Raw genomic sequence first — 26,011 nt, forward strand, 5'->3', positions numbered from 1 at the left:
CGGGCCTTGCTCCCGGCCGAGCCTTCCTCTCGGCCGGGCATCCCCTCAGCCCTTGAGGCCGCTCGCGAACCCCTTGATGACATAGCGCTGGAGCAGCAGGAACACGATCAGGATCGGCAGCGCGGCCAGTACCAGTCCGGCGAAGACCAGGCCGTAGTCGGAGACGTACTGGCCGACGAAGGAGAACACCCCCACGGGCACGGTCTCCTTGCCGGAGCCGCCGAGGTAGAGCAGCGGCGTGAAGAAGTCGTTCCAGATGAACACCGCGTTCAGGATGATCACGGTGCCGGTGATGGGCCGCAGCAGGGGGAAGACGATCCGGGTGAAGGCCTGCCGGTGGTCGCAGCCGTCGATCAGCGCCGCCTGCGCGTAGTCCGCGGGCAGGGCGCGGATGAAGCCGGTGTAGAGGAAGACGGTGAACGGGAGCTGGATGCCCGTGTAGAAGAGGACCATGCCCTGGTAGGTGCCGAGCCAGCCGAGGCTGTCGACCAGTTTGTAGAGCGGGATCATGCCGAGCTGGAACGGCAGCACGATCCCGAGCAGGAAGAGGACGTAGAGCCCGTACCCGAGGCCGCGTGCCCTGCGGGCCAGGTAGTAGGCGCCGGTGGAGCCGAGGACGATCAGCAGGAGCAGGCTGACGGTGGTGATGAGCGCGCTGCTGACCAGGGCGGGGCCGAGCGAGGCGGAGGACCAGGCGTCCCCGAAGTTGGCGAAGGTGGGCGGCGCGGGCGGGGACAGCGGCGACTCGGCGATCTGCCGGGGGTCCTTCAACGCCAGGGTGACCAGCGCGTACACCGGGAAGAGGAAGACCACCGCGACGGCGATCATCACCAGTTCCAGGGCGTAGCCCCCGAACCGGGAGCGGCTCCGGCGGCGTTGACGCGCGGTCCGGGCCGCGGCGGCGTCCTGCGGGGCGGTGGCGGTGGTGCTCACGCGGTGACCTCCCGGGCACGCAGATAGCGGAGCTGGACCAGGGAGACGGCGGCGACGAACAGCGCGAGGACGAGTGCGACCGCGGTGCTGTAGCCGAACTTGCCGTAGACGAAGGCCTCTTTGTAGAGCACCGTGGACAGGGTCTCGCTGGAGGTACCGGGGCCGCCGTTGGTGGCCGCGTACACCTGGTCGAAGAGTTTCAGCCCGCCGATGGTCGACAGCATCAGGTTGATGGTGAGCGCCGGGGCGAGCAGCGGCCAGGTCACGTAGCGGAAGCGCTGCCAGGCGCCCGCGCCGTCGATCCGCGCCGCCTCGTGGAGTTCGGCGGGCACGCCCTGGAGCCCGGCGAGGAAGATGACCATCGAGTACCCCGCGTACTGCCAGACCACCATCGCGGCGACCGACCACAGGGCGAGCGCCGGGTCGCCGAGCCAGTCCTGGCGCAGCCCGCCGAGCCCGACGGCGCCGAGGATCCCGTTGAGCCCGGCGCCGTCGTCGGGGTTGTACACGTACTTCCAGAGGAAGGCGACCATGACGGGGCTGACGACGGCGGGCGCGAAGAAGATCACGCGGAGCAGGGAGCGCGATCTGATGTTGGCGTGCACGCCGAGCGCGAGCAGCAGGCCGATGCCGTTCTGGACGACGACCACGGCGAGGGTGAGCAGCAGGGTGTTGGCGACGGACTCCAGGGCGCGCCGGTCGTCCAGCAGCGTACGGAAGTTGTCCACGCCGACGAAGGAGAAGCCGCCGATGCCGGACCAGTCCGTGAAGGCGTAGACGACGCCCGCGAGGCTCGGGTAGAGGACGACGACGGCGTACACCACGAGCGCGGGGACGACGAAGCCCCACGGGGGGAGAGTGCCGTCGCGCCGCCGTCGGGCGGTGCGCGCCGCCCCGCTCCCGCCCGTCTTCCGGGCGGTCCCGGGGACGGCTGGGGACGGCGGACCCGGTCGCGGTGTGGTCCGCTCGGGCAGGGGGTTCACGATGTCTTGCCGTAGGCCGCGTCCATCTGTCCCAGGGCGCCCTTGACGTCGGTCTTGCCCGCGAGGAGTTCCTGTACGGCGGCGAAGTGGGCGGGCTGCACCTCGGCGTTGGGCCATGCCTGGTCCATGAAGGGGACGGCGCGGTCGGCGTCGATGATCGGCAGGAAGTCGGCCAGCACGGGGTCGATTCTGGTCGTGGCGTCGCGCTGGAAGGGGATCGCGGAGACGGCGGTGGCCCAGGCGTTGATGTTCTCCTGCCGGCCGAGGAAGTCGACGAATGCCTTGGCCTTGTCCGGGTTCTTGGCGTGGGCGGCGACGCCCAGTCCGACCACGATGCCCGCCGGGATCCATGGCTGGGCGGCGTCGTCACCGCCGGGGAAGGGGAACATGCCCAGGTCGTCGGGGGTCCTGGTGGCGTCGCGGAAGGTGGAGAGCACCGCGGAGACCTGCACGGCCATGGCCGCCTTGCCGCTCGCGACGAGGGAGGTCTGCTGCTCGAAGGTGGTGCCGTTGGGGTTGTCGTTGAAGAAGCCCTTGGTCTGGAGCTGCTTGTACTTGCCGAGAGCGTCGGCCCAGCCGGAGTCGGCGAACGTGGCGCGTCCGGCGGCCATGTCGGCGTCGAAGCCGGGGGTCGTGGCGTAGACCGCGTTGGGGACGAGGGCGTATGTGATGAGCTGGGTGACCCAGGGCGTCTGCGCGCCGAGGGCGATCGGCACGATGCCCTCGGCCTTCAGCGTGGCGCAGACGTCGAGGAGTTCGGCCCAGGTCGTGGGCGGCCGGACACCGGCCTTGGCGAAGGTCTTCTTGTTGTATATGGCGCCGATGACGCTGCTGCCGGCCGAGTAGAGGTAGGTCTTGCCCTCGTAGCGGTAGGCGGCGTCGAAGTTCTTGGGTATGCCCTGGGTCCACTTCTGCGCCGAGAGGTCGGTGAGCAGCCCCGCCTTGGCCAGCTCGACCATGGACATGGCGCTTCCACTGCCGGGGAACAGGACATGCACGTCGGGGGCGTTGCCGCCGGCGAGCTGGGTGCGTACGACGGTCTGGACCTGGTCGGTGGGGGCGAAGGAGGTGGCGAAGGTGTCGTCGGGGTGGCTCTTGCGGTAGGCGGCCAGCAGTTCCTCGACGGGCTTCTGCTGGTCGGCGACGCCGACGATACGCACCTTGCCGCCGCCGGAACCGCCGGATCCGGAACACGCGGTGAGGGCCGGGGGCAGTGCGGCGAGGGCCGCGGCCCCGCCGCCCATACGGAGCAGCCCTCGTCGGCTGAGTGTGCCGGGGAGGGGCGGGACGCGGGAACCCGTGGTCATGTCATGTCCTCCTCGTGGGGGCCGGCGTGCGTCGGCGCCGCCGGACCTGGTGTGCGCGGGAGCGCGGCGGCGCGGTGCAGCGGTCCGCGCTCCGGTGTGCCCGCCGGTACGTAGGCGGCGGTGAAGCGGTAGACGCCGGAGGCCACGCGGTAGACGGCACGGCCGGGGCCGGTCCCGGCGCAGGTGAGGTGGGCGCCGTCGACGGGTACCTCGCCGGACTCGCGGACCGACCGGGGGTCGGTGGTGGGGACATGGATCTCGGCGGTGGCGCCCGGGGGCACCCGGACCCGCAGGGAGAGCGTGTCGCCGTGCCGTTCCCAGCGGACGGTGACGGTGCCGCGGACCGATTCGTACCGGGCGCTCGCGTGGGTGAGGTCGCCGGGGGCGGGGCGTACGGTCAGGCGCCGGTAGCCGGTGGAGTCGGCGCTCTGGTCGAGTCCGGCGACGCCCCGGTACAGCCATTCGCCGATCGAGCCGAGCGCGTAGTGGTTGAAGGAGTTCATCGCCGGGGCCCGGAAGCCGGCCTCGGGTGTCCAGCCGTCCCAGCGCTCCCAGATCGTGGTGGCGCCGTGATGCAGCGGGAAGAGCCAGGAGGGTGCTTCGGTACGGCGCAGCAGGGCGTGGGCGAGGTCGGCGCGGCCGTGCGCGTCCAGGACGGGCGCGGCCAGCGCGACCCCGAGGAAGCCGGTGACGAGTCCGGGGCCCGCGGCCTCGACCAGTTCGGCGAGGCGCCGGGCGGCCGCGGGCGCCTGTTCCTCGGGGAGCAGGTGGAAGGCGAGCGCGAGAAGATAGCCGGTCTGGGTGTCGCCGTCGATCCGCAGGGAGCCGCCGTCCGGCCCGTCCGGCCCGTCCCGGCCCGGCGTCCGGGTGACGAAGCGGTCGTTGAAGGCGGCCCGGACTCCGGCGGCCAGCCGGTGGTGCTCGCGGGCGAGGTCGTGGTGGCCGAGCACCTCGGCGGCTCGTGCGGTGAGGTGGGCGCTGTGCGCGAAGTAGGCCGTGGCGACGACCTCGCGCGGGGTCGGGGTGCCGGGGGCCAGCCAGTCGGAGAAGTGCGGGCCGACGCGGTGACGCCAGACCAGGTCGGGGTTGTGACGGCGGATCAGCTCCACCCAGGCGCACATGCCGGGCAGCGCGCGGGCGAGGAAGCGCGGGTCGTCGTACGTACGGTAGAGGTGCCACGGGATGAGGACGCCCGCGTCGGCCCAGCCGGGGGCTCCTTCGTCGGCGACCCCCACGAGGCGCGGGGCGACGTTGGTGAAGCCGCCGTCGGGGGTGCGGGCGTCGTCCACGTCGCGCAGCCACTTGGTGAAGAACGCGGCGACATCGGCGTTGAGGGCGGCCGTGGGCAGGAAGACCTGCGCGTCCGCGAGCCAGCCGAGGCGTTCGTCGCGCTGCGGGCAGTCGGTGGGCACGCTGACGAAGTTGGAGCGCTGGCCCCAGGTGACGCAGTCGTGGAGCCGCCGGATGTCCGGGTCGGAGCAGTCGAACGAGCCGGCCCACGGGGTGTCGCTGTGCAGCGCGACGGCGACGATGTCCGGCGCGGCCAGCTCGGCGAGGCCGGTGACCTCGGCGTACCGGAAGCCGTGGTAGGTGAAGCGCGGCTCGAAGACGGTGTGCGCCCGCCCGTCGCCGATGAGCAGGTCGGTCGCGGCGGCGGTGCGCAGGTTGGCGGTGTAGAGCTCACCGTCCTCGTCCAGGACCTCGGCGTGGCGCAGCGTCACCCGGGCGCCGTGGGCGAGGCCGTCGACGCGCAGCCGTACCCGCCCGGCGAGGTTCTGGCCGAAGTCGACGACATGGACGCCGTCGCGCAGCCGGGTGACCGTACGGGGGGTCAGTTCGGCGGTGGCCCGTACGGGTTCGTCGGGCGCGGCGACGAGCAGCCGGTGGTCGGCGTCCGTGACCCGCGCGGGCGACCAGCCGGCGTCGTCGAAGCCGGGCAGATCCCAGCCGTCGGCGGAGCGGCGCAGATCGTGGCACTCGCCCATGAGCAGGTCGGCATGGCGAATCGTTCCTGTACGGGTGCGCCAGGTGTGGTCGGTGACGACTCTCGTGGTGCGGCCGTAGGCGTCGACCAGGTGGAGTTCGGCCAGCAGCTGGGGCGTCGAGCCGTAGTGGGCGCCCGCCCTGCGGGGTTCGAAGCCGACGAAGCCGCTCCACCAGCCGTCGGCGACGGTCGCGGCGAGGACGTTCTCGCCGCCGCCGTCCCGGATCAGTTCCGTCACGTCGTACGTCTGGTACTGGATCCGGTGGTGGTAGTCGGTCCAGCCCGGGGCGAGTTCGGCGTCGCCGACCCGGGTGCCGTTGAGCCGGATCTCGTAGAGCCCGCGCGCGCTCACGTACAGCCGGGCGCGGCCGACCGGGCCGGGGGCGCCGGGGAAGGCGCGCCGCAGGACGGGGCAGGGGGTGAGCCCGTGGTGGTCGAGGGCCGCCTCGCCCTCGGTCGGCGCGTCCATCACCTCGATCGGGTCGGGGTCGTGGGTGATCCAGCTCGCGCGCCAGCCGTCGCCGTCCGGGCGGCCGTCGGCCGGGTCGCCGGACGGCGCCATGACGAGGCCGGTCTCGAACCAGGAGCCGGCCGCCGCGGGAACCCCCGGGCCTGCCGGGTCGACGGTGACCTGCCAGTGGTAGCGGGTACGGGGCTCCAGCGCGGGCCCGGTGTAGCGGACGCCGACCGCCCGCGGGTCCGTCAGCGGACCGCTGTCCCAGAGGGGTTCACCGCCCGCGGCGAGGTCCTCGGGCCGCCGCCCGACCCGTACCCGGTGGCCGGCCGGGTCGTCGCCCCGGCGGTCGGAGGCGAGCCGCCACGAGAGCAGCGGTCCGGGCTCGTCGATTCCCAGGGGGGTGACGCGGTGGTCGCAGCGCAGACCATAGGGGCGCAGGTGCCCCGCTACGGAGGGACCGGACACGGACACGTCCTTCCTGCGCGCCTCGCTGACGGCGCATCACCATCGTTCCTACGCCGTCGTTCACCACCCACCCGGCGTGAAGACGACACGTCTCCATGTGAAATCTAACGTGAATTCTGTGGCGTGGACACTATGAGCCGCCCGCGAGACGTGTCAAGGGTGTTACACAGGGCTGGTCGGACACCTCATGGCGCGATCGGCCGGCACAGCGACGCCGCCGTACAGTCGCCTGCGACAGGCGTTGTCGACCTGGCGGCGGGTGGTCTTGTGACGGGTGAATACGTGTGATATTCACCGTGTGATTACAACATGAACGGACGTTAAATCACGCGTCATTTCCGCCTCGGGTCACGCGGGAATCGCGCACGACGAACGGACGAGGATTCATGCGGATGAACAGTGGGATCAGCACCAGCGGAACCACCTCGGCCACCGGGTTCGGGAGAAGGGCGATGCTCGGCGCCACCGGAACGGTCGCACTGGCGGTCGCGGCGGGCAATCTGTCGGCGGGCCGGGCGGGCGCCGCCGAACGCCGCCTCCGCGAGGACCCGTTCACGCTCGGGGTCGCGTCGGGCGACCCCTGGCCGGACGGCTTCGTCCTCTGGACCCGGCTCGCGCCGCACCCGCTCGCCCCCGACGGAACCGGCGGCATGGACCCGCGCGCGGTCACGGTCCACTGGGAGGTGGCGGAGGACGAGCGCTTCCGGCGCGTCGTCCGCCGGGGGTGGACCCGGGCGGTGGCCGAACTCGCCCACTCCGTCCACGTCGAGGTCAGCGGACTCAGACCCGGCCGCCAGTACTACTACCGCTTCCGCGCCGGCGGCGTGGTCTCCCCCGTCGGCCGCTCGCGCACCGCGCCCGCGCCGCACAGCGACCCCCGCTCCCTGAACTTCGCGTTCGTCTCCTGCCAGGCATGGTTCGAGGGTTTCTACACCGCCTACCGGCATCTCGCCGAGGAGGATGTCGATCTGGTCCTCCATCTCGGCGACTACATCTACGAGAACCCCATCGACGCCATGGGCGGCGTGCGCAAGACCCCCGTCGCCGCCGAGCTGCGCCCCGAGCCGATGGACCTGACCCAGTACCGCAACCGGCACGCGCTGCACCGCTTCGACAACGACCTCATCGCCGCCCACCAGGCCCATCCCTTCGCCGTCGTGTGGGACGACCACGAGGTCGAGGACAACTGGGCCGGCGACATCTCCAAGCACCCGGACGTGGACCCGGCGGTCTTCCGGGTGCGCGCCGCGGCGGCGTTCCAGGCGTACTACGAACACCTGCCCCTGCGGCTGCCGAACAAGCCGCGCGGCTTCGACGCCCGGATGTACCGGAGTCTGCGGTACGGGCGGATGGCGACGTTCCACATCCTCGACACCCGGCTGTACCGCGACGACCAGCCGTGCGGCGACGGCACCAAGACCGGCTGCGAGGAGCGGCTCGACCCCGACCGCACCATCCTCGGCGCGGAGCAGGAACGATGGCTCTACAACAGCCTGGGCCGCTCCGACGCGAAGTGGAACCTGATCCCCCAGCAGATCGCCATGAACCAGGTGGACACCGACCCCGGTCCCGGCCAGTCGTTCGTGATGGACTTCTGGGACGGCTATGTCGCCTCCCGCGAACGGCTCTTCAAGGAGATCGCCGACCGGAACGTGGCCAACCCCGTCGTGCTCACCGGTGACATGCACCGCCATCTCGCGGCGGACCTCAAGCGGAACTTCGACGACCCGGACTCCCCCGCCATCGGGGTCGAGTTCGTCGGCACCTCCATCTCGACCAAGATGGACGGCATGGACCTGGACCCGTCCGGGGCGAACCTGCTGGCCGCCAACCGGCACATCAAGTTCACCAACTACCAGCGCGGTTACGTCCGCTGCTCCCTCACCCCGCGCAGCTGCCGCGCCGACTTCCGGGTCCTGCCGTACGTCACCACCCCCGGCGCGCCGGTGTCCACCCGGATGTCCTTCGTCACCGAGGCGGGCCGGCCGGGCGTGCAGCCCGTCTGACCGGGCGCGCGCGTACGCACGGGCGCGCCGGTCCCGTACCCGCGGAGGTACGTACGGACCGGCGCGCTCGCCGAGGGGGCCGCGGGTGCCGTGTTACGGGGCGACGGGGCGCGGCCCCGTACCGGCGATCACCTCGGGGCGCAGCAGCGCCGCGAGCCGGTCGGCCGGGAGGAGCCCGCGCTCCAGCACGAGTTCGGCGACGCCCCGGCCGGTGGCCAGCGCCTCCTTGGCGATCTCGGTCGCGGCGGTGTAACCGATGTGCGGGTTGAGCGCGGTGACGAGCCCGATGGAGTTCTCGACGGTCGCGCGCAGCGTCTCGGTGTTGGCGGTGATACCGGAGACACAGCGTTCGGCGAGGGTGACGCAGGCGGCCCGCAGATGGGTGATGCTCTCCGAGAGGGAGTGCAGGATGATCGGCTCGAAGGCGTTGAGCTGGAGCTGCCCCGCCTCGGCCGCCATGGTGATGGTGACGTCGTTGCCGATCACCTCGAAGGCGACCTGGTTGACGACCTCGGGGATCACCGGGTTGACCTTGCCGGGCATGATGCTCGACCCGGCCTGGACCGGCGGCAGGTTGATCTCGGCGAAGCCCGCGCGCGGCCCGGAGGAGAGCAGCCGCAGATCGTTGCAGCTCTTGGAGAGCTTGACCGCGATGCGCTTGAGCACGCCGGAGAGATGGACGAAGGCGCCGCAGTCCTGGGTGGCCTCCACCAGGTTGGCCGCGGTGACCAGGGGCAGCCCGGTGAGGTCCGAGAGATGGCGGCGGGCGGCCTCCGCGTAGCCGGCGGGGGCGTTGAGGCCGGTGCCGATGGCGGTCGCGCCGAGGTTGATCTCGTGAATGAGGAGGACCGCCTCGGCCAGCCGGCTCTGGTCCTCCTCCAGCATCACCGCGTACGCCGAGAACTCCTGGCCGAGCGTCATGGGCACGGCGTCCTGGAGCTGGGTGCGCCCCATCTTGAGGATGTCGTGGAACTCCGCCGCCTTGGCGGCGAACGCCTCGCGCAGGACGGTCATCGCGTCGAGCAGTTCGCGCACGGCGATGATCGTGGCCACGTTGACGGCGGTCGGGTAGACGTCGTTCGTGGACTGGCTGAGGTTGACGTCCTCGTTGGGGTGCAGGTGCGTGTAGTCGCCCTTGGCGTGCCCGAGGAGCTCCAGCGCCCGGTTGGCGATCACCTCGTTGGCGTTCATGTTGGTCGAGGTGCCGGCGCCGCCCTGGATGACGTCCACGACGAACTGGTCGTGGAACCTGCCCTCCTCCCGGATCTCCCGGCAGGCGGTGGCGATGGCCGCCGCCTTCTCCCCGGCGAGCAGCCCGAGGTCCTCGTTGGCGCGGGCCGCGGCCTCCTTCACGGCGGCGAGCGCGTCGATGAGATGCGGGTACGCGGAGATGGCCGTACCGGTGATGGGGAAGTTCTCCGAGGCGCGCAGCGTGTGCACGCCCCAGTACGCGTCGGCGGGTATGTCGCGGTCGCCGAGCAGATCGTGTTCGGAGCGGTGGCCGGCAGTCATGGCGCAGGGGTTCCTTCGTGAGGGTGGGAGGAGATCGGCCGGACAGGGCCTGTGCGGCCCGGGTGGGACGGGCCGCACAGGCGGAGTGAGCGGGCCACGGGGCGAGGGTGAGCGGGCTACGCGGCCCGGGTCGCCGACGAGGCGGGCTCCGGGGGCGTCGCGGGAGCCAGCGCGCCCGCCGCCCGCAGGCTCCCCACCTCCTGGCCGCCGCCGAGCACGGGGGTACGGGTGAACGGGGCGAGGATGCCGGGGTCGACACCGCACCGGGCGAGGGCCGCGGCGGTCACCGGCATCCTGGCGCGGTCCCCGCCGTCGGCGATCTTCACGCCGACGGCCCGGCCGTCCGGGAGCGCCGCGACCTGGACGCCCTCGAAGCCGTCCTTGGCGAGCAGCCCGGGCACGGCCCGCATCAGACCGGCCACGTCCCGGCCGGCGCCGGCGACCAGCTCCGGGTGAGCCCGCATGGCGCCCGCGACGCGGCCCTCGTCGGTGTCGGGGGCCGCGGTCACCAGCCGGGCGAAGGCCCGGGTGAGTCCGTGCAGGGAGACGGAGAACAGCGGGGCGCCGCAGCCGTCGACGGTGACGCGGGCGATGCGCTGTCCCGTCAGCTCCTCCACCGTCGCGGCGATCGCCTTCTGGAGCGGGTGGCCCGGGTCGAGATAGCCGGTCAGGGGCCACTGCCGGGTCAGGGCGGTCCTGAGCATGGAGGCGTGCTTGCCCGAGCAGTTCTGGGCGAGCCGACTGGGCCCGAGGCCCCGGCGCAGCCACGCCTCGCGTTCCGTGGCGCCGTACGGCAGATCGGGGGTGTTGGCCAAGTCGTCCTCGGTGAGCCCGGCGGAGTCGAGGATGCGCCGGGCCACGGCGAGGTGGATCTCCGCGCCGGAGTGGCTGGCCGCGGTGAGGGCGAGCGCCTCGTCGTCGGGCACGGGGAGCCCGGCGCGGAGCAGGGCGACCGCCTGGAGCGGCTTGAGCGCGGAGCGCGGATAGAACGCGGCCTCGATGTCCCCGGCCAGGAACTCCACGCTGCCGTCGGCCGCCAGGACGACGACCGAGCCGTGGTGGACCCCCTCGATGACGCCTCCCCGTACGACATGGGCGAGGGGCACATGGCCCGGCGCGCGGACGACGGGAGGCTCGCCCGGGGTGCGGCGCGGCGCGGTGGGGTGGCTCATGGTCAGCTCTCGGTGTTCTGGTCGCGGTCGGTGGTGCCGGCGCGTTCGGTGGTGCCGGCACGTTCGAGGGCCGCCGCGTCCCTGAGGACCCCGACCCGGCCCCGTACCAGGTACCAGCCGCCGACCAGCGCCGCGGCGATCAGCGGCAGGGCCAGCACCGTCGTGCGGCCCGCGCCGCCGTCCGCGTACATCAGGACCAGGACGGAGGCGAGGAAGACCAGGGTGACGATCTCGGTGTACGGCGAGCCGGGGAGCTGGTAGGAGGGGCGGGCGAGCAGCCCCGCCTGCGTCTTCCGCCAGAAGAGCAGGTGGCAGATCATGATCATGGACCAGGTGGCGAGGATGCCGAGCGCCGCGAAGTTCAGGACGATCTCGAACGCCTTGCTGGGCACGACGTAGTTGAGGCCGACCCCGAGCACACAGATGCCGGAGGTGAGCAGGATGCCGCCGTACGGCACCTGGCTGCGGCTCATCACCCCGGTGAACCTCGGCGCGGATCCCGACTTCGCCATGGAGCGCAGGATGCGTCCGGTGGAGTAGAGGCCGGAGTTGAGGCTGGACATCGCGGCGGTGAGGACGACGAGGTTCATCACGTCGCCCGCCGCGGGGATGCCGATGTTGGAGAGCACGGTGACGAAGGGGCTCTCACCGGCGGAGTACTTGTCCCAGGGCAGCAGCATCGTCAGCAGCACGACGGAGCCGACGTAGAAGAGGGCCACGCGCCACATGATGGAGTTGATCGCCTTGGGCATGATCTTCTCCGGCTCCTTGGTCTCGCCGGCCGTGACACCGACCAGCTCGACCGAGGCGTACGCGAAGACGACGCCCTGGATGACCAGCAGCATCGGGAGCATCCCGGCCGGGAAGAGGCCGCCGTTGCCGGTGATCAGGGACGGCCCGGGGGTGTGGCCGTCGACCGGGTGCTGGGTGACCAGCAGGAAGATGCCGATGAGCATGAACAGGATGAGCGCGCCGACCTTGATGATCGCGAACCAGAACTCCAGTTCGCCGAAGATCTTCACGGATATGAGGTTCACGGTCAGCACGACCGCGAGGGCGATCAGGGCGAGCACCCACTGCGGTATGTCGGAGAACATGCCCCAGTAGTGGGTGTACGTCGCCACCGCCGTGATGTCGGCGATCCCGGTGGTCGCCCAGTTCAGGAAGCACATCCAGCCGGCGACGAAGGCGCCCTTCTCGCCCATGAACTCACGGGCGTAGCTGACGAACGCGCCGGAGGACGGCCGGTGCAGGACCAGCTCGCCGAGGGCGCGTACCACGAGGAAGGCGAAGAGACCGCAGACCGCGTAGGCGACGGCGAGGGAGGGGCCCGCGCTGGCCAGCCGGCCGCCCGCGCCGAGGAAGAGCCCGGTGCCGATGGCCCCGCCGATGGCGATCATGTTGATGTGCCGGGACTTCAGGGTCTTGCTGTATCCGGCGTCACCGGCGTCGACATGGGCGCCCGCGGAAACCGGTGGTTTCTCCGGCGGACACGCCTGCTGCTCTGTCTGAAGGGATTGCTCGCTCACGCCTGGTCTTCGCCTTCTTCGGGGGGTGCCGTGCGGTGGGGGGACCGCACGATGGTGGTCAGGGTCGACTCGACCCGTGCGAGGTGGTGGGTCATGGCGTCGACGGCGTCGCTCTCGGACTGCTCGACGAGGGCTTCGACGATCGCCCGGTGCTCCAGGTTGGACTGCTCACGCCGCCCGCCGAGTTCGTTGAGGAACGCCGACTGGCGGGCCAGCGCGTCGCGGATCTCCTCTATGACCCGGCGGAAGACCGGGTTCTGGGCCGCCTGGGCGACCGAGAGGTGGAAGAGGGTGTCCATGGCCACCCACGCGGTGGTGTCGGTCTCCTGTTCCATCCGCTCCAGCAGATGGGTGAGGTGGTCGAGATCCTCGGCGGTACGGCGGGTCGCCGCGTACCCGGCGACCGGGATCTCCACATGGCGGCGCACCTCCAGGAGGTCGCTCGCCGAGTAGTCGCCGAAGGTGGGATCCTCCACCGGGCCGTTGGAGACGACGAAGGTGCCTTTTCCGGTACGTGAGACGGTCAGTCCCATGACCTGGAGTGCCCGCAGGGCCTCGCGGAGCACGGGCCGGCTCACTTCGAGACGGCGGCAGAGCTCCGCCTCGGAGGGCAGCTTCTCCCCCACCGCGTACTCGCTCCGCTCGATGGCGCTCCGGAGATGGTTCAGCACGGCTTCCATCGCGCTGATCCTTCTGGGCACGGCCCCGGCTGTCTGGCTGTCTGACAGGTTCACCCGGGCATCGTGATGTGCGTGAACCGGAACTGTCAAGAGTCTGAACAGGGATCTTGCGCGGTCCCGGAGGCTCGGCGGAGCCTCCGGGACCGTCCGGCGCCAGTCCGACGCCCGTCCGGCGGGACGGGCCTGTCGGAAGGGCCGGTCAGAAGGGCCGGTCGCCCGCGATGGCGACGCGTTCGGCGACGCGGCGGTGCGGGGCGTAGTCGCTGACGGCGTAGTGCTGGGTGGCACGGTTGTCCCAGAAGGCGATGTCGCCCGCCTCCCAGCGGAACCGCACCTGGAACTCGGGTACGTGGGCCTGCTGGAACAGCAGCCGCAGCAGCCGGTCGCTCTCCGCCCGCTCCAGCCCCACGATCCGGGTGGTGAAGGACGCGTTGACGAAGAGCATCCGCCGCCCCGTGTCGGGGTGGCGGCGTACCACCGGGTGCTCGACCGGCGGGAACTCGTCCTGGAAGGCGGCCAGTCGCTCGGCCGAGTAGAAGCGGGAGAAGCCCGGGATGTAGTCGTGGACGGCGCGGGCGCCATCGATACGGTCCTTCACCTCCCGGGAGAGGTTGTCGTACGCGGCGGCCATGTCGGCCCACATCGTGTCGCCGCCGGACGGCGGCACCTCGCGCAGCTGCAGTACGGCGCCGAGCGCGGGCCGCTCCCGGAAGGTGACGTCGGTGTGCCAGACGTTCTCGAAGGTGGGGACCGCCGTGCGGTCGAAGCGGACGACATCCGGCGCGCCCGCCGTGGCGAGCAGCGGGTTGGTCTCCAACTCGCCCCAGTTCAGGGCGAAGGCGCGCTGCTCCCCGGAGGTGAGATGCTGGCCGCGGAAGAAGAGCACCTTCCACTCCAGCAGGGCGCGGTCGAGTTCGGCGCGTACGGCGGGCTCCAGGGGACGGGACAGGTCGAGGCCCCGGATCTCGGCGCCGATGGTGCGCGCCTGCGGCACGAGGCAGAAGAGTTCGTACGGCCGCTCCTGCCACCCCTCCGGGAGGCGGCGCAGTTCCCGGTGGCCTTCGTAGAGGCCGTCGGCGGGGATGCGGTGGTCGCGCAGCGGGGGCGGTACGACGGCGGGTGTGGAGGCGGCGGCGGGTACGGCTGTGGTGGTCACAGGGCTCCTCAGTTCGGCACGGCGGAGTGGGTGCGACGGGCAACGCGAGAGTGGTGCCTGGCGATACCGGACCGGGCCGGGGCGGGGTCAGCGGCCGGCTACGGAGCTACCGGGCCCTCGGCGCGGATCAGCGGCAGGGACAGCAGAGCGCCGGGGGAGAACCCACCCGGCCTCGGCGGCGCAGAAAACTGACGCCGCGGGGCGCGCACACGCCGTGGGGGTCGCCGAAGCGCGACTCCACCGCACGGAGAGGAGAATGCATGCCCATGGCAGGCACCGTACCTCAGGAACAGCCGGCCCGTCCCCTCCCCGGGCGACTCGGATGACTCACACTCATGTCAGAGGAAAGCCCAGCTCCCGGGCGGCGAGGGCGGGGGTGGGCTGGGACCAGCGCTCGGTGAGGTGGTGGGTGGCGGAGAGCGAGCGGGTCTCGGCCAGGTCGATGTAGAGCGTTCCGTCGAGATGGTCCGTCTCGTGCTGGACGATCCGGGCCGGCCATCCCGAGAACTCCTCGTCCATCTCCCGTCCCCGTTCGTCCTGGCCACGGAGCCGGACCGTCCGGTGCCTGGCCACCACGGCCGCCCAGCCGGGGACGCTGAGGCACCCTTCGAAGAAGGCGGGGCGGTCCTCGCCGACGGGTTCGTACGACGGGTTGACCAGCACCCGGAAGGGCTGCGGGACGCGGCCCCGGGCCGCGAGGACCTCCTCGGGCGCCTGCGCGGCGTCCTCGATGACCGCGATCCGCAGCGGGATCCCGATCTGGGGCGCCGCCAGCCCCACGCCGGGGGCGGCGTGCATCGTCTCGCGCAGGAGCCGGACCAGGCGCGCCAGCCGCTCCTCCCCCAACTGCCCTTCGTACGGGGCGGCCGGGCGCCGCAGGACCGGGTCACCGGCGGCGACGACAGGCGGCGTTCCGGGGGTTTCGAGCAGGGCGTCCACATGGTCGATGAGCGTCATCGCGCCATGGTCCCACTGCCCCGGGACCACGGGGACCACCGGACCACGGGGCACCGCCGGACCACGGGGATCACCGGGAAGCGGTCCCGTACGGAGCGCGGCCGGCCCGCTCGGGGGACGGGCCGGCCGCGCCCGGTGGGCGGACCGTGCCGCTCACACCTTCCGGGCGGCTCTCATCGCCGTACCGGCACAGGCCAGTCCGAACAGGAACGTGAGTGCGCCGATGACGACGTTGGTCCAGATGACGCCCGCGTCAGGAGCGCTGCCGACGATCCATGGAGCGATGATCAGCCAGACACCCATGGCGCACAGGGCCCAGCTCAGCCCGGCCATCCGCACCGGGGCGAGGGTGAGGCCGAGCGCCATGACGACGATCGCGATCCCCATGATCAGGTTGTGTGCCGCGAGGGCCGGCTGGTTCAGGGTGAAGTGGATGATCCAGGGCGACAGGGCACAGAACAGGCCGACGAGGAACACCGGCCCGTCCAGGAGCGCCGCACCGCGCCCGCCGAGCATGCGGGCGTACCTCGCGCGCATCTCGGGAACATCGGGGTGACTGGACAGGTCGCCCCTCGAATGTGAGACGTCGGCCATACGACTCGCCTCCTTCGTTCGTGCAAGTCTGACCGCGATGTACGGCATCGAGCCGCAACATCCCCAGTTTGCGCGCTTTCCTGACTTTTGTGTAGCAGTCACCGCATACGGAAATTTTATTTACCGGTATGACAGGCGAGGGCACCTGCCCCGCTTTCCCCACCGGGCCCAACGGCGTACGGGCCGCTCTTGACAGCGCTCCCCGTCGGCGCATGCAATATATTGCATGCCGATTCCCGATACCTCGCTCGCCGGCCGGGTCCTGCTGCGGGACCGCGCCTTCACCGCCCTGCGGGACGCCATCGTCGACGGCACGCTGCAGCCCGGGGAGCAGCTCCGGGAGAGCGAGCTGGAGCGCTGGATCGGGGTGAGCCGTACACCGATCCGCGAGGCACTGATGCGGCTGGAGCGCAGCGGTCTGGTGGTCAGCAAGCCCGGCCGGTCGACCCGGGTGAGCGCGCTCGACGACCGGGCCGTGCGGGACGCCCAGCCGGTGGTGGCGGCCCTGCACGAGCTGGCCGTACGGCTCGCCACCCCGGCGCTCACCCCGGCGGACATCGAGGCGATGCGGGCCGGGAACGCGGCGTTCGCGGCGGCGCTGGAGCGCGGTGACGCGACGGCCGCGCTGGCGGCCGACGACGCCCTGCACCAGATCTGCGTGACGGCCGCGTCCAACACCGTCGTCACCGAGGTGCTCGACCAGTACGCACCGCTGCTGCGCCGCGTCGAGCGGGTCCGTTTCTCCTCCGCGGCCGGCCTCGGCTCCGTCGCACTGCACGACCGGATGATCGACGCCTGCGCGGCCGGTGACGCGGCCACCGCGGCGGCGTTCGCGCACATGACCTGGATGACCCTCGCCGACCCGGGCCCCGTGCCGGAGGTCTCCGGCGGTCACGGTCTGGTCCGCGCCCGCTGAGCGGGCGCCGCGCCGCCGCCCCCCGTACGACGCCTCACGCTCCCCGCACCCGCCCCACGCGCCCCCGTACCACCACCGACCGAGTGAGAGGAACCCTCCATGGCGATCGAGGACTTCGCACGCTATCCGCTGCTCTTCGGCCCGAGCCCGATCCACCGGCTGGAGCGGTTGAGCGGCCATCTGGGCGGCGCGGCCGTCTGGGCCAAGCGCGAGGACTGCAACTCCGGGCTCGCGTACGGCGGCAACAAGACCCGCAAGCTGGAGTACATCGTCCCCGACATCCTGGAGCAGGGCGCGGACACCCTGGTCTCGATCGGCGGGTACCAGTCGAACCACACCCGCCAGGTGGCCGCCGTCGCCGCCCGGCTCGGCCTGAAGGCCCGGCTCGTGCAGGAGAAGTGGGTCGACTGGCCCGACCCCGTGAACGACAAGGTGGGCAACATCCTGCTCTCCCGGATCATGGGCGCGGACGTCCGCCTCGACCCGGCGGGCTTCGGCATCGGGATCAAGGACTCCTGGCAGCAGGCGCTGGACGAGGTCCGCGCCGAGGGCGGCACGCCGTACGCGATCCCGGCGGGTGCCTCGGAGCACCGGCTCGGCGGCCTCGGGTTCGCCAACTGGGCGTACGAGGTGGAGCGCCAGGAGGCCGAGCACGGCGTCTTCTTCGACACGATCGTCGTCTGCAGTGTCACGGGCTCCACGCAGGCCGGGATGATCGCCGGGTTCGCCGGGCAGGCCCGGCCCCGGCGGGTCATCGGGATCGACGCGTCCGCCAGGATCGAGGAGACCCGGGACCAGGTGGAGCGGATCGCCCGCCACACGGCGGAGCTGATCGGCCTCGGACGCGACCTGCGCGACGACGAGATCAGCCTCCTCGAAGGCTGGGCGGGTGACCGTTACGGTGTTCCCGTCGAGTCGACGCTGGAGGCCATCCGGCTCACGGGCCGTCTGGAGGGGATGATCATCGATCCGGTGTACGAGGGGAAGTCGATGGCCGGGCTCATGGATCTGGTCCGTACCGGCGAGATCGGCAGGGACTCGACCGTGCTCTACGCCCACCTCGGCGGCCAGCCCGCCCTGAACGCGTACAGCGGCGCCTTCGCCTGACCTGCGTCTGACCTGCGCGGACCTGCACGGACCGGGGCGGCATCGGGACAGCACCCGGTGGTCCAGCGGTCCGGAAGGGGGCGGTCCGGGGCCGCTTTTCGGCTCCGGACCGGCTCCGGATAAGCAGTTGAAGGAAATAGCACTCGATGTAGTGATCTATAACGGCAAATCGACCCATAAGATCTCAATGACCGTTGATCACGGCATGGAACCCAGAGAGTTGTGGGAGCGTCACTCCGTGCTGGCGGCCGCATTCTGCGGCAGTGACGACCAGGTCCGGGAAGCCCAGGGGATTCTCGACGAGGCGCAGGCGGGCCGGACCCGGATGCTCGCCGCCTTCGCCGTGACCGTCGGCAGCGACGGCGCCGTCGCCAACCTTCTCGGACTCAACGAGCGCGAGGTGCGGCTCGCCCGGCGCACCGTCGGCAAGGACGACGCCCGTACGGTCGCCAAGCACCTTCTCGCCGTCGATCCCGATGACCTCCGGGCGCAGGGAGCGGCACCGGTCGAGTCCCCGGCCGGGCCCTCGGCCGCCGGATTCGGCTCGGGACCGCACGCGGCGGACTGCCTGGGCCCCGAGCAGCCGCCGGCCCAGACACCGCTCCCGGCACACACCCCGGGTCAGCCCGTACCGGTCACGGACACCGCCTGGTCGGCGGCGCTGGACGCGGTCCTGGTGGGCGGCTGGCACACCGGGCTCGACCTGACCGCGCTGGCCACGGAGTTCGGCCTGGAACTGGCCCATCTGGTCGCCCGGGTCCAGCGGCTCTCCGCGGAGGGCCGCCTCAACCAGCCGTCGGTCCACGAGGACCGGGCCGGCCGGCACCGGCGGCTCGACGCCGTCCCCCAGACGGAGCTGGGCGGCCACTCCCCCGGCGGGACCCCGGGTCACGCGGTGCCGTATCCGCGGAGCAACGACGACATCAACTGGCAGCAGATTCCGCCCCACACGTCCCCGTGGGACAACACCACCGCGACGCAGACCGACTGGAACGGCATCGTCAGCCACTGGCACCACACCGCTCCCGTGACCCAGACCTGGGAGCCCTCGAACCAGTACACCTGAGCCCGGCCCCGGCCGGGTGGCGGCCCGGCAGCCCGGCAGCCCCGGCAGCCCGGCAGGCCGCGGTAACGAAGGATCCGCGGCCCGGCGGTCCGGTGCTCGTACGCGACATACTGGGCGGCGTGACCATGCACCGCGTCCTGATCGTCGAGGACGACCACGGCCTGCGGGACGTCCTCGCCCGGGGCCTGCGCGACGAGGACTTCGACGTCGTGACCGCCGCCGACGGCGCCGGGGCGCTGCGGGCCGCCGACGCCCGGGTGGACGCGGTGGTCCTGGACATCGGGCTGCCGGACTCCGACGGCCGAGACGTCTGCCAGGCCATGCGGGCCGCGGGGATCACCGCCCCGGTGGTCTTCCTGACCGCGCACGACACCCTCACCGACCGGCTCTCCGGCTTCTCCTCCGGCGGTGACGACTATCTCGCCAAACCCTTCCACCTCGCCGAACTCGCGGCGCGCGTCCGGGCCGCCCTGCGGCGCGCGGGACGCGACCCGGCGATCGACGTACGGGGGCTGCGGCTCGATCCCGTACGGCACGAGCTGACGGCGCGGGACACGGCCGTGCCGCTGACACCGACCGAGTTCCGGCTGCTGGCCTGTCTGATGGCCGCGCCGGGTACCGCCGTACGCCGCCGGGCGCTGCTGCGGGCGGGCTGGCCGGAGGGGGCGCAGGTGAGCGACAACACGCTGGACCAGTATCTGACCCGGCTGCGCCGCAAGCTGCGGGCGGCGGGCGCCGGGCACGGGATCAGCACCGTACGGGGCGTCGGCTACCGCTTCGACCACGGCGCGGGCGGGCCTGCCGACGAGGCGGCCGACCGGACGGAACCGGTGTGACGCGCGGGCCCCGGGAGCGGCCGGAGCCGCCGGGCGGACCGGACCGGCCGGGCCGACCGGAGCGGCCGGGCCGACCGGAGCGGCTGAGGCGGCGGGGGCGGCGGCTCGCGCGGCGGCTGTCGGCGCGCACGCTGCGCGGCCGGCTGGCGCTGGTCGCGCTGGTCACCAGCGCGCTCTGGGTCGCCGTCCTGACCACCGCGTTCAATCTGGCGCTGGACGGCAGGCTGCGCGCGCAGGCCGACGACGTCCTGCGGACGAAGGCGGAGGCCGTCGCCACCACCGTCGAGGTACGGCCGGACGGCCGGCTCGTGGTCCACGAGCCGGCCCAGGACCAGGCGCTGGACACGGGGGTGTGGATCTACCAGGGCCGGCGCGCGGTCGAGTCCCCGCCCGGCGCCCCGCCCGCGCTGCGAAGGAGCGCGGACGCGCTGGCGGGCCGGTCACGGGCGTTCGCCGAGGTCTCCGAGCCCGCCGCGACCCGGCTCTACGCGCTGCCGGTCCGGGGGCCCGACGGGAGCCGTGCGGGCACGGTGGTCGCCTCGGTCGGGCTCGACCCGTACCGCTCCACCGCCGACACGGCTCTGGTGGCGTCGGTCGTGCTGGGCGCGCTGCTGCTGGGCGCCGTCTATCCGCTGACCCGGCTCGTCGTACGGCGGGCCCTGCGGCCGGTCGGTGCGATGAGCGCGCAGGCCGCGCAGTGGAGCGAGGAGGGTGCCGCCCGGCGCTTCGGCACCGCGGGCCGGCCGGCCGAACTGACCGCCCTCGCCGCCAGTCTCGACGAACTGCTCGACCGGCTCGCCGCGGTCCTGCGCCATGAACAGCAGCAGGCGGCGGAGCTCTCCCACGAACTGCGCACCCCGCTGGCCCGGATCACCGCGGAGGCCGACTGGCTGACGGCGCGCCCGCGTGGGGCCGGGGAGCGGCGGGCCGCCCACGAGGCGATCGCGAGCGCGGCGGCCACCATGCGGCAGATCTGCGACAGCCTCCTCTCGGAGGCACGCACCCGCGAGGCGCCGGTGCCCGGCCGCTGCCGGCTGCCGGAGCTGACGGGGGCGCTGGCCGCGCGGGTGACGGCCGACCATCCGCAGGCGCCGCCGGTGCGCGCCCGCGCCGCCGCCGGGACTCCTGCCGGGGCCATGATCACGGCCGGAGTCTCGGCGGCGGTCGCGGAGCGGATCCTGATGCCGCTCCTGGACAACGCCCGGCGTTACGCCGCGCGCTCCGTCGTGATCGAGTACGCGGCGGTGCCGGGGGCCGTGGAGGTGAGCGTCGTGGACGACGGCCCGGGCGTCCCGGAGGAGTTCGTCCCCTCGCTCTTCGAGCCCGGCCGCCGGGCCACCCCCGGCGACGGGCACGACGGGGCGGGGCTGGGGCTGGCGCTGGCGCGCCGACTGGCCAGGGCGGCCGGCGGTGACATCGCCCTGGAGCGCGCGGGCGGCGGCAGCGGGGCGCGGTTCACCGTGCGTCTTCCGGCAGGATGACCCGGCCCTCCGCGTGGCCGGGGAGCGGCGCGGGCGCCCCGCCCTCCGCCGCCACGTCCCGCTTCGTACGGGCGAGATGGACGACGAGGGCGACGATCACGGCGAGGAAGAGCAGGCTGGTGCCCACGGTGCCGAGCCCGAGTCCGCCGTCCCCGGCCGGCTGGGACAGGTAGTCGCCGAGCGAGGCACCCAGCGGGCGGGTGAGGACGTACGCGGTCCAGAACGCCAGGACCGTGTTGAGGTCGAGGGCGCGGTGGGCGAGGGCGACCACGGCGATCAGCGCCGCGAAGATGACGGCCGACACCCAGTAACCGAGGCCGAGACGCTCGGCCGTGAGGTCTCCGGCCGAGGTGCCCAGCGCGAAGGTGAAGAGGATCGCGAGCCAGTAGAAGGTCTCCCTGCGGCGGGTCCGCACGGTGTGGATCGACAGCGTGCGCTCACTCGCGTACCAGAGGGCGAAGGTCACGGCCAGAGCGAGCGCGAACACCCAGGTGGTCGTGGTCAGCGGCACACCGAGACGGTCGGTGAGGTTGTCGCTGACCAGCGTCCCGACCACGCTGATCAGGACGACGGTCAGCCAGTAGCGGCCCGGTACGTAGGCGCGCGCCCGGAACTGGAAGACGAGTGCGACGAGCAGGAGCGCCCCCATCACGTACGAGGTGTTGGCCAGCCCCAGGCCCAGGTTGGCGTTGAGCAGGTCGGCCGCGGTCTCCCCCACCGTGGTGCACAGGACTTTGATGACCCAGAAGTAGACCGTGACCTCGGGAACCTTGTTCAGCGTCTCGCGTCCGCGGGGCCGGGCCGCCGCGGCGTGCTTGTTGGTCGTCATGCACGGGAGGCTGACAGGGCGTACCTGAAGACTTCCTGACCGCCGGCGGCACGGGCCGCCGGCGCCGTCCCGGTCCGTGGTCACTCCATCCATATCCTGAGACATTGTTGCGCTGAGCGGCGCCGAGGCGTTGCATCGCGCCGTGCGATCCGAACAAGACTCCCCCGCCGACCCCACCGACCCTGCCGACCCGGAAGGCGCCGCGGGCCCCGAAGGCGCCACGGAGCCCGCCATCGATGCCTCCGGGCGCGCGGCGCGGCGCGCGGTCACCGTCTTCCCCGTCCTCGTGCTCGCCGCGGGCGCCCTGGGTCTGCTGACCCCGGGCACGTTCGCCGGGTGGTCGGTCTCGGTGCCGTACCTGCTGGGCGTCGTCATGTTCGCCATGGGGCTGACCATGACGCCGAAGGACTTCGAAGGGGTGGCGAAGCGGCCGTGGGCGGTCGGGCTCGGTCTCGTCGCGCACTACGTGATCATGCCGGGGCTCGGCTGGCTGATCGCCAACGCCCTCGATCTGCCGCCCCAGTTGGCGGCCGGGGTGATCCTGGTCGGCTGCGCGCCGAGCGGCACCGCCTCCAACGTGGTGACGTATCTCGCCCGGGGCGATGTGGCGCTGTCGGTCTCGGTCGCCACCGTCTCGACCGTCCTGGCGCCGCTGGTGACCCCGCCGCTGACGCTGCTGCTGGCGGGCGAGTTCCTGCCGGTCGACGCGGGCTCGATGGTCACGGACATCCTGAAGACCGTGCTGCTGCCGGTGCTCGCCGGGCTGGCGGTCCGGCTGCTGGCCGGACGGTACGTCGACCGCGTGCTGGGGGCGCTGCCCTGGCTGTCGGCGGTGACGATCGCCGTGATCGTCGCGGTGGTGGTGGCGGGCAGCGCCGCGGCGATCAAGTCCGCGGCCCTGCTGGTGTTCGTCGCCGTCGTGCTGCACAACGGGCTCGGGCTGGCGCTCGGTTACGGAGCGGGCAAGGCGGCCGGGCTGGGCCGGCCCGCGAGCCGGGCCATGGCCTTCGAGGTCGGCATGCAGAACTCCGGGCTGGCCGCCTCGCTCGCGACCGCGCACTTCAGCCCGCTGGCCGCGCTGCCCGCCGCCGTGTTCTCGGTGTGGCACAACGTGTCGGGCGCGCTGGTGGCCGCGTGGATGGCCCGCCGGGCCCGGCGGGCCGAGGCGCCGGCCGGGGCGGCGGAACCGGCCCTGTGACGCCCGCCCGGCGCCTGTCGTCCGGGTCGGGACGGTCGGGGCCCGGGCGGGCGCCCAGGACCCGGTGGGCCCGGCCGGCCGGGCCCACCGTCAGTTCCGTCCCTCCAGCTCCACCTCGATCAGCCGGCACAGATGGCGGCGCGCGTCCCGTGTGGTGAGCGGCGGGGCCTGGCGCAGCCGCTGGAGCGCGAGGCCGTCCGCCAGGGCGGCGAAGCGCACGGCGAAGTCGGCCGGGTCCTCACAGGTGAAGTCGCCCTCCTCCCGGCCCCGTTCGACGAGGGCGCGGATCTCGCCGTGCCAGCTCTCGTACCGCGCCGCCTGACCGCGCGCGAACGCCTGGTCCCGGTCGCCCGCGTTCCAGTAGTCGAACCACATCCGCCAGTGCCGGTCGGTGTCGTCGGTGAACAGCGCGTCGATCAGCAGCCGCAGCCCCTCCGCGGCCCGGGTGGCCCGGTCGGCGGAGGCGCTGAGCGCGGCGTAGTAGCGCTCGATGTGCAGCACCATCGCCTCGGAGAGCACTTCCTGGACGCTCTCGAAGTGGTACGTCACCGTGCCGACCGACACCCCGGCCGCCGCCGCGACGTCCCGTACGCCGACGGCCGCCGAGCCGCGCTCCGCGATGAGCGGCACCGCCGCCTCCGCGATGAGCCGGCGGCGCACCTCGGTGGGCTGGCGGGTCCGGCTGGCGGCGGCGACGGCCCGCCGTGGCGTCCTCGCCGTCATCCGGATGTCCTGGGGGTGGTGCTGTGCCAAGACCGCTCGGCCACTGTCTCTCCGTCCGCCCGTGCCAGGAGGGTGCTGTCCATGATGAACTCCGTTGCCGTGGCGCGCAGTTCGGTACTGGTCGTGATGTGCGCGTCCCAGCCGTCCGGGCGCCGCAGCCGGATCGTCCAGGAGGAGGACGCCACCGCCGACAGCGGATCGTCCCCGCGGATACGGTAGACCTCGCGGGCGCTCTCCTCGTACCGCAGGCCGTCCGGATAGGTCCGGGAGCCCCCGTAGTTCGGGTCCACCTCCAGGGTCCACTCGCCGGTGGCCACGTCGTGCCGTACCACCCGCTCGGGGCGCGGCGGGGCGGCCGGGTCCGGGGTGTCCACGGTCACCGCGAGCGGCACGGCCTGTTCCGGCTCCTCGAAGCGGATCGGGGCGCGCCCCGTGTCGTACGCCGGATCCCGTACGGGCAGCAGTACGGCGCTGTCCCCGGGGAGCACGGTCAGGGCGCCGCGCTCGCCGTGCGGCCAGACCCACGGCCAGTACGCGTCGGAGACGGCGACGCGGACGCGGTGCCCGGGCGGGAAGGCGTAGCCGGTGGCGTTCAGTTCGAACTCGACGTCCTCGAAGGTGCCGGGCACCCACGGATCCGCCCGCTCCCTGCCGTGGCGCGAGAGCAGGTTGAGCACGCCCCGGGTGACGAGGGTGGACGAGCCGTCGGGCGCGACGTCGCAGACCCGGGCGACGACATGGGCGCGCGCGGTGGCGCTGTCGAGCCGCAGCCGGACCCGGGGCCGGCCGAGGATCTCGGTCCGTTCGGTCAGCGGAGGCGAGTCGAAGCAGACGGAGCGGCCGTCCTCCTCCCGCTGGTCGGGCGGCAGGTCGGTGGCGTTGCCGAACGGGAAGAACCGGCCCGCGTCGAGCCCGGTGTGGTGCGGCGAACGTACGGTCACGGCAACCGCCCCGGCCTCGCCGAGCGGCCGTTCGTCCCAGGTGACGGTGGGCGACGGCCAGGAGTCGGCGCCGACCCAGCGGCCCGGCATCGTCGCGTACGAAGTGGCGGGCGGCACCGGGTCGTTGATCCAGGCGCGCAGGGCGGGCTCGGCCATGACGCCGGTGTCGGTCCCCTTGAGGTGCTGGTCCCACCAGCGCAGCGTCTCCTGGAGGAAGCCGATCGCCGGCCCCGGCGGCAGCCCCCGGTCCGGGTACTGGTGCGACCAGGGGCCGATCAGCCCGCGTACCGGCGCGTCCAGCCGCTCGACCAGCCGCAGCACCGTGTCCCGGTACGGGTCGGCCCAGCCGCCGACGGCGAGGACGGCGGCGTCGACGGCGGAGTAGTCCTCGCAGACACTGCCGTGCCGCCAGTAGTCGTCCCGCTCCTGGTGGGCGAGCCACGTGTGCAGGTACGGGGTGATCGCGTCGAGCCGTTCGCGCCACATCGGCAGCCAGCGGTCCGCGCCGACGTGCGCGGGGTCCGGCGGCCGGGCGGTGAACGCGAGCATCGTGCCGGCCCAGGCGAGCATGTCGATACCGAGGACCGCGCCGCCCATGTAGTGGACGTCGTTGTCGTACCGGTCGTCGGTGGAGCAGACGGTGACGATCGCCTTGAGCGGTTCGGGGCGCAGGGCGGCGATCTGGAGGGCGTTGAAACCGCCCCAGGAGATCCCGAACATGCCGACCTTGCCCGTGCACCAGTCCTGCGCGGCCAGCCAGTTGACGACATCGACCCCGTCGGCGAGCTCGGTCTCGGTGTACTCGTCGAGCATGACGCCCTCGGAGTCCCCGCTGCCGCGCAGATCGACGCGTACGGACGCGTAACCGTGCCCGGCGTACCAAGGGTGGCGCTGGGCGTCCCGGGGCGCGGTCCAGTCGCTCTTGCGGTACGGCAGATACTCCAGCAGGGCGGGAACCGGGTCGGCCGCCGCGTCGACGGGCCGCCAGATCCGGGCGTGCAGCCGGGTGCCGTCCCGGGTGGGGATCCAGACGTCCTCGGTGTGGATCCGACGGTCGTACGTCTCGCGGTACTTCACGACATCCCTCCTTACTTTGCGCCTGAGCCGGCGCCGCTTTCGCGGACTGGGTTGCTCTTCGTGGGGGTTGCTCAATTGATGGTTGCGGTCAAGGCGGGCCCT

Annotated in this window: 21 protein-coding genes; 7 read left to right on the forward strand and 14 right to left on the reverse strand. The window is 72.6% G+C overall.

The annotated features are described in order from the left end of the window. Positions 1–45 precede the first annotated feature (45 nt). Genes ACFXKG_RS17990 through ACFXKG_RS18005 form a run of 4 tightly spaced genes read right to left on the reverse strand, consistent with a single transcriptional unit; the run spans position 46 to position 6,129 of the window. Positions 46–933, reverse strand: a complete 888-nt coding sequence (locus ACFXKG_RS17990) for a carbohydrate ABC transporter permease (protein ID WP_384839348.1) — start codon at positions 931–933, stop codon at positions 46–48. Further along, entirely contained in the window at positions 930–1,916 is a 987-nt protein-coding gene (locus ACFXKG_RS17995; RefSeq protein WP_384839351.1) for a carbohydrate ABC transporter permease, read from the reverse strand. The genes ACFXKG_RS17990 and ACFXKG_RS17995 overlap by 4 nt, the downstream gene beginning before the upstream one ends. Then, entirely contained in the window at positions 1,913–3,223 is a 1,311-nt protein-coding gene (locus ACFXKG_RS18000) for an extracellular solute-binding protein (RefSeq protein ID WP_384839355.1), read from the reverse strand. The genes ACFXKG_RS17995 and ACFXKG_RS18000 overlap by 4 nt, the downstream gene beginning before the upstream one ends. Next, positions 3,220–6,129: a family 78 glycoside hydrolase catalytic domain gene (locus ACFXKG_RS18005; protein WP_384839358.1), complete on the reverse strand. Its 2,910-nt coding sequence runs from the start codon at positions 6,127–6,129 to the stop codon at positions 3,220–3,222. The genes ACFXKG_RS18000 and ACFXKG_RS18005 overlap by 4 nt, the downstream gene beginning before the upstream one ends. A 392-nt stretch (positions 6,130–6,521) precedes the next feature. Between ACFXKG_RS18005 and ACFXKG_RS18010 the strand changes: the two genes are divergently transcribed. Beyond that, positions 6,522–8,135 (forward strand): alkaline phosphatase D family protein, encoded by a 1,614-nt coding sequence (locus ACFXKG_RS18010; protein ID WP_384839361.1) that lies wholly within the window; start codon positions 6,522–6,524, stop codon positions 8,133–8,135. Between the two features lie 93 nt (positions 8,136–8,228). On the opposite strand, the gene aspA is transcribed toward ACFXKG_RS18010, so the two are convergent. From aspA to ACFXKG_RS18045, 7 genes are all read right to left on the reverse strand, one after another. After that, positions 8,229–9,647 carry an aspartate ammonia-lyase gene (gene aspA, locus ACFXKG_RS18015; protein WP_384839364.1) on the reverse strand — a complete coding sequence of 473 codons (1,419 nt, stop codon included), beginning with the start codon at positions 9,645–9,647 and terminating at the stop codon, positions 8,229–8,231. Between the two features lie 116 nt (positions 9,648–9,763). Continuing rightward, positions 9,764–10,819, reverse strand: a complete 1,056-nt coding sequence (locus ACFXKG_RS18020) for an asparaginase (protein ID WP_384839367.1) — start codon at positions 10,817–10,819, stop codon at positions 9,764–9,766. Between the two features lie 2 nt (positions 10,820–10,821). Continuing rightward, complete coding sequence (locus ACFXKG_RS18025; RefSeq protein WP_384839370.1) at positions 10,822–12,348, reverse strand: amino acid permease; 1,527 nt, start codon at positions 12,346–12,348, stop codon at positions 10,822–10,824. Then, positions 12,345–13,082, reverse strand: coding sequence for a FadR/GntR family transcriptional regulator (locus ACFXKG_RS18030; RefSeq protein ID WP_384839373.1), 738 nt, complete (start codon positions 13,080–13,082; stop codon positions 12,345–12,347). The genes ACFXKG_RS18025 and ACFXKG_RS18030 overlap by 4 nt, the downstream gene beginning before the upstream one ends. Positions 13,083–13,227: 145 nt before the next feature. Further along, complete coding sequence (locus ACFXKG_RS18035) at positions 13,228–14,184, reverse strand: TauD/TfdA dioxygenase family protein (protein ID WP_384839376.1); 957 nt, start codon at positions 14,182–14,184, stop codon at positions 13,228–13,230. A 333-nt stretch (positions 14,185–14,517) separates the two neighbouring features. Beyond that, the gene (locus ACFXKG_RS18040) at positions 14,518–15,141 is read right to left on the reverse strand and encodes a peptide deformylase (protein WP_384839380.1); all 624 of its coding nucleotides are present in this window, start codon (positions 15,139–15,141) and stop codon (positions 14,518–14,520) included. 153 nt (positions 15,142–15,294) lie between these two features. Further along, a complete protein-coding gene (locus ACFXKG_RS18045; protein WP_382888180.1) occupies positions 15,295–15,735 on the reverse strand; it encodes an SPW repeat protein in 441 nt (146 codons plus the stop codon). 226 nt (positions 15,736–15,961) lie between these two features. On the opposite strand from ACFXKG_RS18045, the gene ACFXKG_RS18050 reads away from it, so the two are divergent. The 5 genes from ACFXKG_RS18050 (at position 15,962) to ACFXKG_RS18070 (ending at position 21,141) form a co-directional block, all read left to right on the forward strand. Next, the gene (locus ACFXKG_RS18050) at positions 15,962–16,651 is read left to right on the forward strand and encodes a GntR family transcriptional regulator (protein WP_384839384.1); all 690 of its coding nucleotides are present in this window, start codon (positions 15,962–15,964) and stop codon (positions 16,649–16,651) included. A 99-nt stretch (positions 16,652–16,750) separates the two neighbouring features. Continuing rightward, positions 16,751–17,758, forward strand: a complete 1,008-nt coding sequence (locus ACFXKG_RS18055) for a 1-aminocyclopropane-1-carboxylate deaminase (protein ID WP_384839387.1) — start codon at positions 16,751–16,753, stop codon at positions 17,756–17,758. 205 nt (positions 17,759–17,963) lie between these two features. Next, entirely contained in the window at positions 17,964–18,824 is an 861-nt protein-coding gene (locus ACFXKG_RS18060) for a hypothetical protein (RefSeq protein ID WP_384839390.1), read from the forward strand. A 125-nt stretch (positions 18,825–18,949) separates the two neighbouring features. Beyond that, complete coding sequence (locus ACFXKG_RS18065; protein ID WP_384839861.1) at positions 18,950–19,660, forward strand: response regulator transcription factor; 711 nt, start codon at positions 18,950–18,952, stop codon at positions 19,658–19,660. Beyond that, on the forward strand, positions 19,657–21,141 hold the full coding sequence (locus tag ACFXKG_RS18070) for an ATP-binding protein (RefSeq protein WP_384839393.1): 1,485 nt from the start codon (positions 19,657–19,659) through the stop codon (positions 21,139–21,141). Before ACFXKG_RS18065 ends, ACFXKG_RS18070 begins: the two co-directional genes overlap by 4 nt. On the opposite strand, the gene ACFXKG_RS18075 is transcribed toward ACFXKG_RS18070, so the two are convergent. Beyond that, entirely contained in the window at positions 21,116–21,970 is an 855-nt protein-coding gene (locus ACFXKG_RS18075; protein ID WP_384839396.1) for a hypothetical protein, read from the reverse strand. The genes ACFXKG_RS18070 and ACFXKG_RS18075 overlap by 26 nt on opposite strands. A 232-nt stretch (positions 21,971–22,202) precedes the next feature. Here ACFXKG_RS18075 and ACFXKG_RS18080 point away from each other — a divergent pair, with 232 nt between their 5' ends. Continuing rightward, positions 22,203–23,168, forward strand: coding sequence for a bile acid:sodium symporter family protein (locus ACFXKG_RS18080; RefSeq protein WP_384839864.1), 966 nt, complete (start codon positions 22,203–22,205; stop codon positions 23,166–23,168). Between the two features lie 90 nt (positions 23,169–23,258). On the opposite strand, the gene ACFXKG_RS18085 is transcribed toward ACFXKG_RS18080, so the two are convergent. Beyond that, positions 23,259–23,891: a TetR/AcrR family transcriptional regulator gene (locus tag ACFXKG_RS18085; protein ID WP_384839399.1), complete on the reverse strand. Its 633-nt coding sequence runs from the start codon at positions 23,889–23,891 to the stop codon at positions 23,259–23,261. After that, entirely contained in the window at positions 23,888–25,909 is a 2,022-nt protein-coding gene (locus ACFXKG_RS18090) for a CocE/NonD family hydrolase (protein ID WP_384839402.1), read from the reverse strand. The genes ACFXKG_RS18085 and ACFXKG_RS18090 overlap by 4 nt, the downstream gene beginning before the upstream one ends. Positions 25,910–26,011: the final 102 nt, after the last annotated feature.

Origin of the sequence: Streptomyces sp. NPDC059255 (assembly GCF_042752355.1) — a bacterium.
GTDB lineage: Bacteria > Actinomycetota > Actinomycetes > Streptomycetales > Streptomycetaceae > Streptomyces.

What these genes read in the sequence shown, in the direction of transcription:
- ACFXKG_RS18010 (WP_384839361.1), top strand. Translation starts at nt 6,522, where the DNA reads ATGAACAGTGGGATCAGCACCAGCGGAACCACCTCGGCCACCGGGTTC.
- aspA (WP_384839364.1), bottom strand. Translation starts at nt 9,647, where the DNA reads ATGACTGCCGGCCACCGCTCCGAACACGATCTGCTCGGCGACCGCGAC.
- ACFXKG_RS18075 (WP_384839396.1), bottom strand. Translation starts at nt 21,970, where the DNA reads ATGACGACCAACAAGCACGCCGCGGCGGCCCGGCCCCGCGGACGCGAG.
- ACFXKG_RS18065 (WP_384839861.1), top strand. Translation starts at nt 18,950, where the DNA reads ATGCACCGCGTCCTGATCGTCGAGGACGACCACGGCCTGCGGGACGTC.
- ACFXKG_RS18085 (WP_384839399.1), bottom strand. Translation starts at nt 23,891, where the DNA reads ATGACGGCGAGGACGCCACGGCGGGCCGTCGCCGCCGCCAGCCGGACC.
- ACFXKG_RS18045 (WP_382888180.1), bottom strand. Translation starts at nt 15,735, where the DNA reads ATGGCCGACGTCTCACATTCGAGGGGCGACCTGTCCAGTCACCCCGAT.
- ACFXKG_RS18000 (WP_384839355.1), bottom strand. Translation starts at nt 3,223, where the DNA reads ATGACCACGGGTTCCCGCGTCCCGCCCCTCCCCGGCACACTCAGCCGA.
- ACFXKG_RS18020 (WP_384839367.1), bottom strand. Translation starts at nt 10,819, where the DNA reads ATGAGCCACCCCACCGCGCCGCGCCGCACCCCGGGCGAGCCTCCCGTC.
- ACFXKG_RS18060 (WP_384839390.1), top strand. Translation starts at nt 17,964, where the DNA reads ATGGAACCCAGAGAGTTGTGGGAGCGTCACTCCGTGCTGGCGGCCGCA.
- ACFXKG_RS18055 (WP_384839387.1), top strand. Translation starts at nt 16,751, where the DNA reads ATGGCGATCGAGGACTTCGCACGCTATCCGCTGCTCTTCGGCCCGAGC.
- ACFXKG_RS18040 (WP_384839380.1), bottom strand. Translation starts at nt 15,141, where the DNA reads ATGACGCTCATCGACCATGTGGACGCCCTGCTCGAAACCCCCGGAACG.
- ACFXKG_RS18050 (WP_384839384.1), top strand. Translation starts at nt 15,962, where the DNA reads ATGCCGATTCCCGATACCTCGCTCGCCGGCCGGGTCCTGCTGCGGGAC.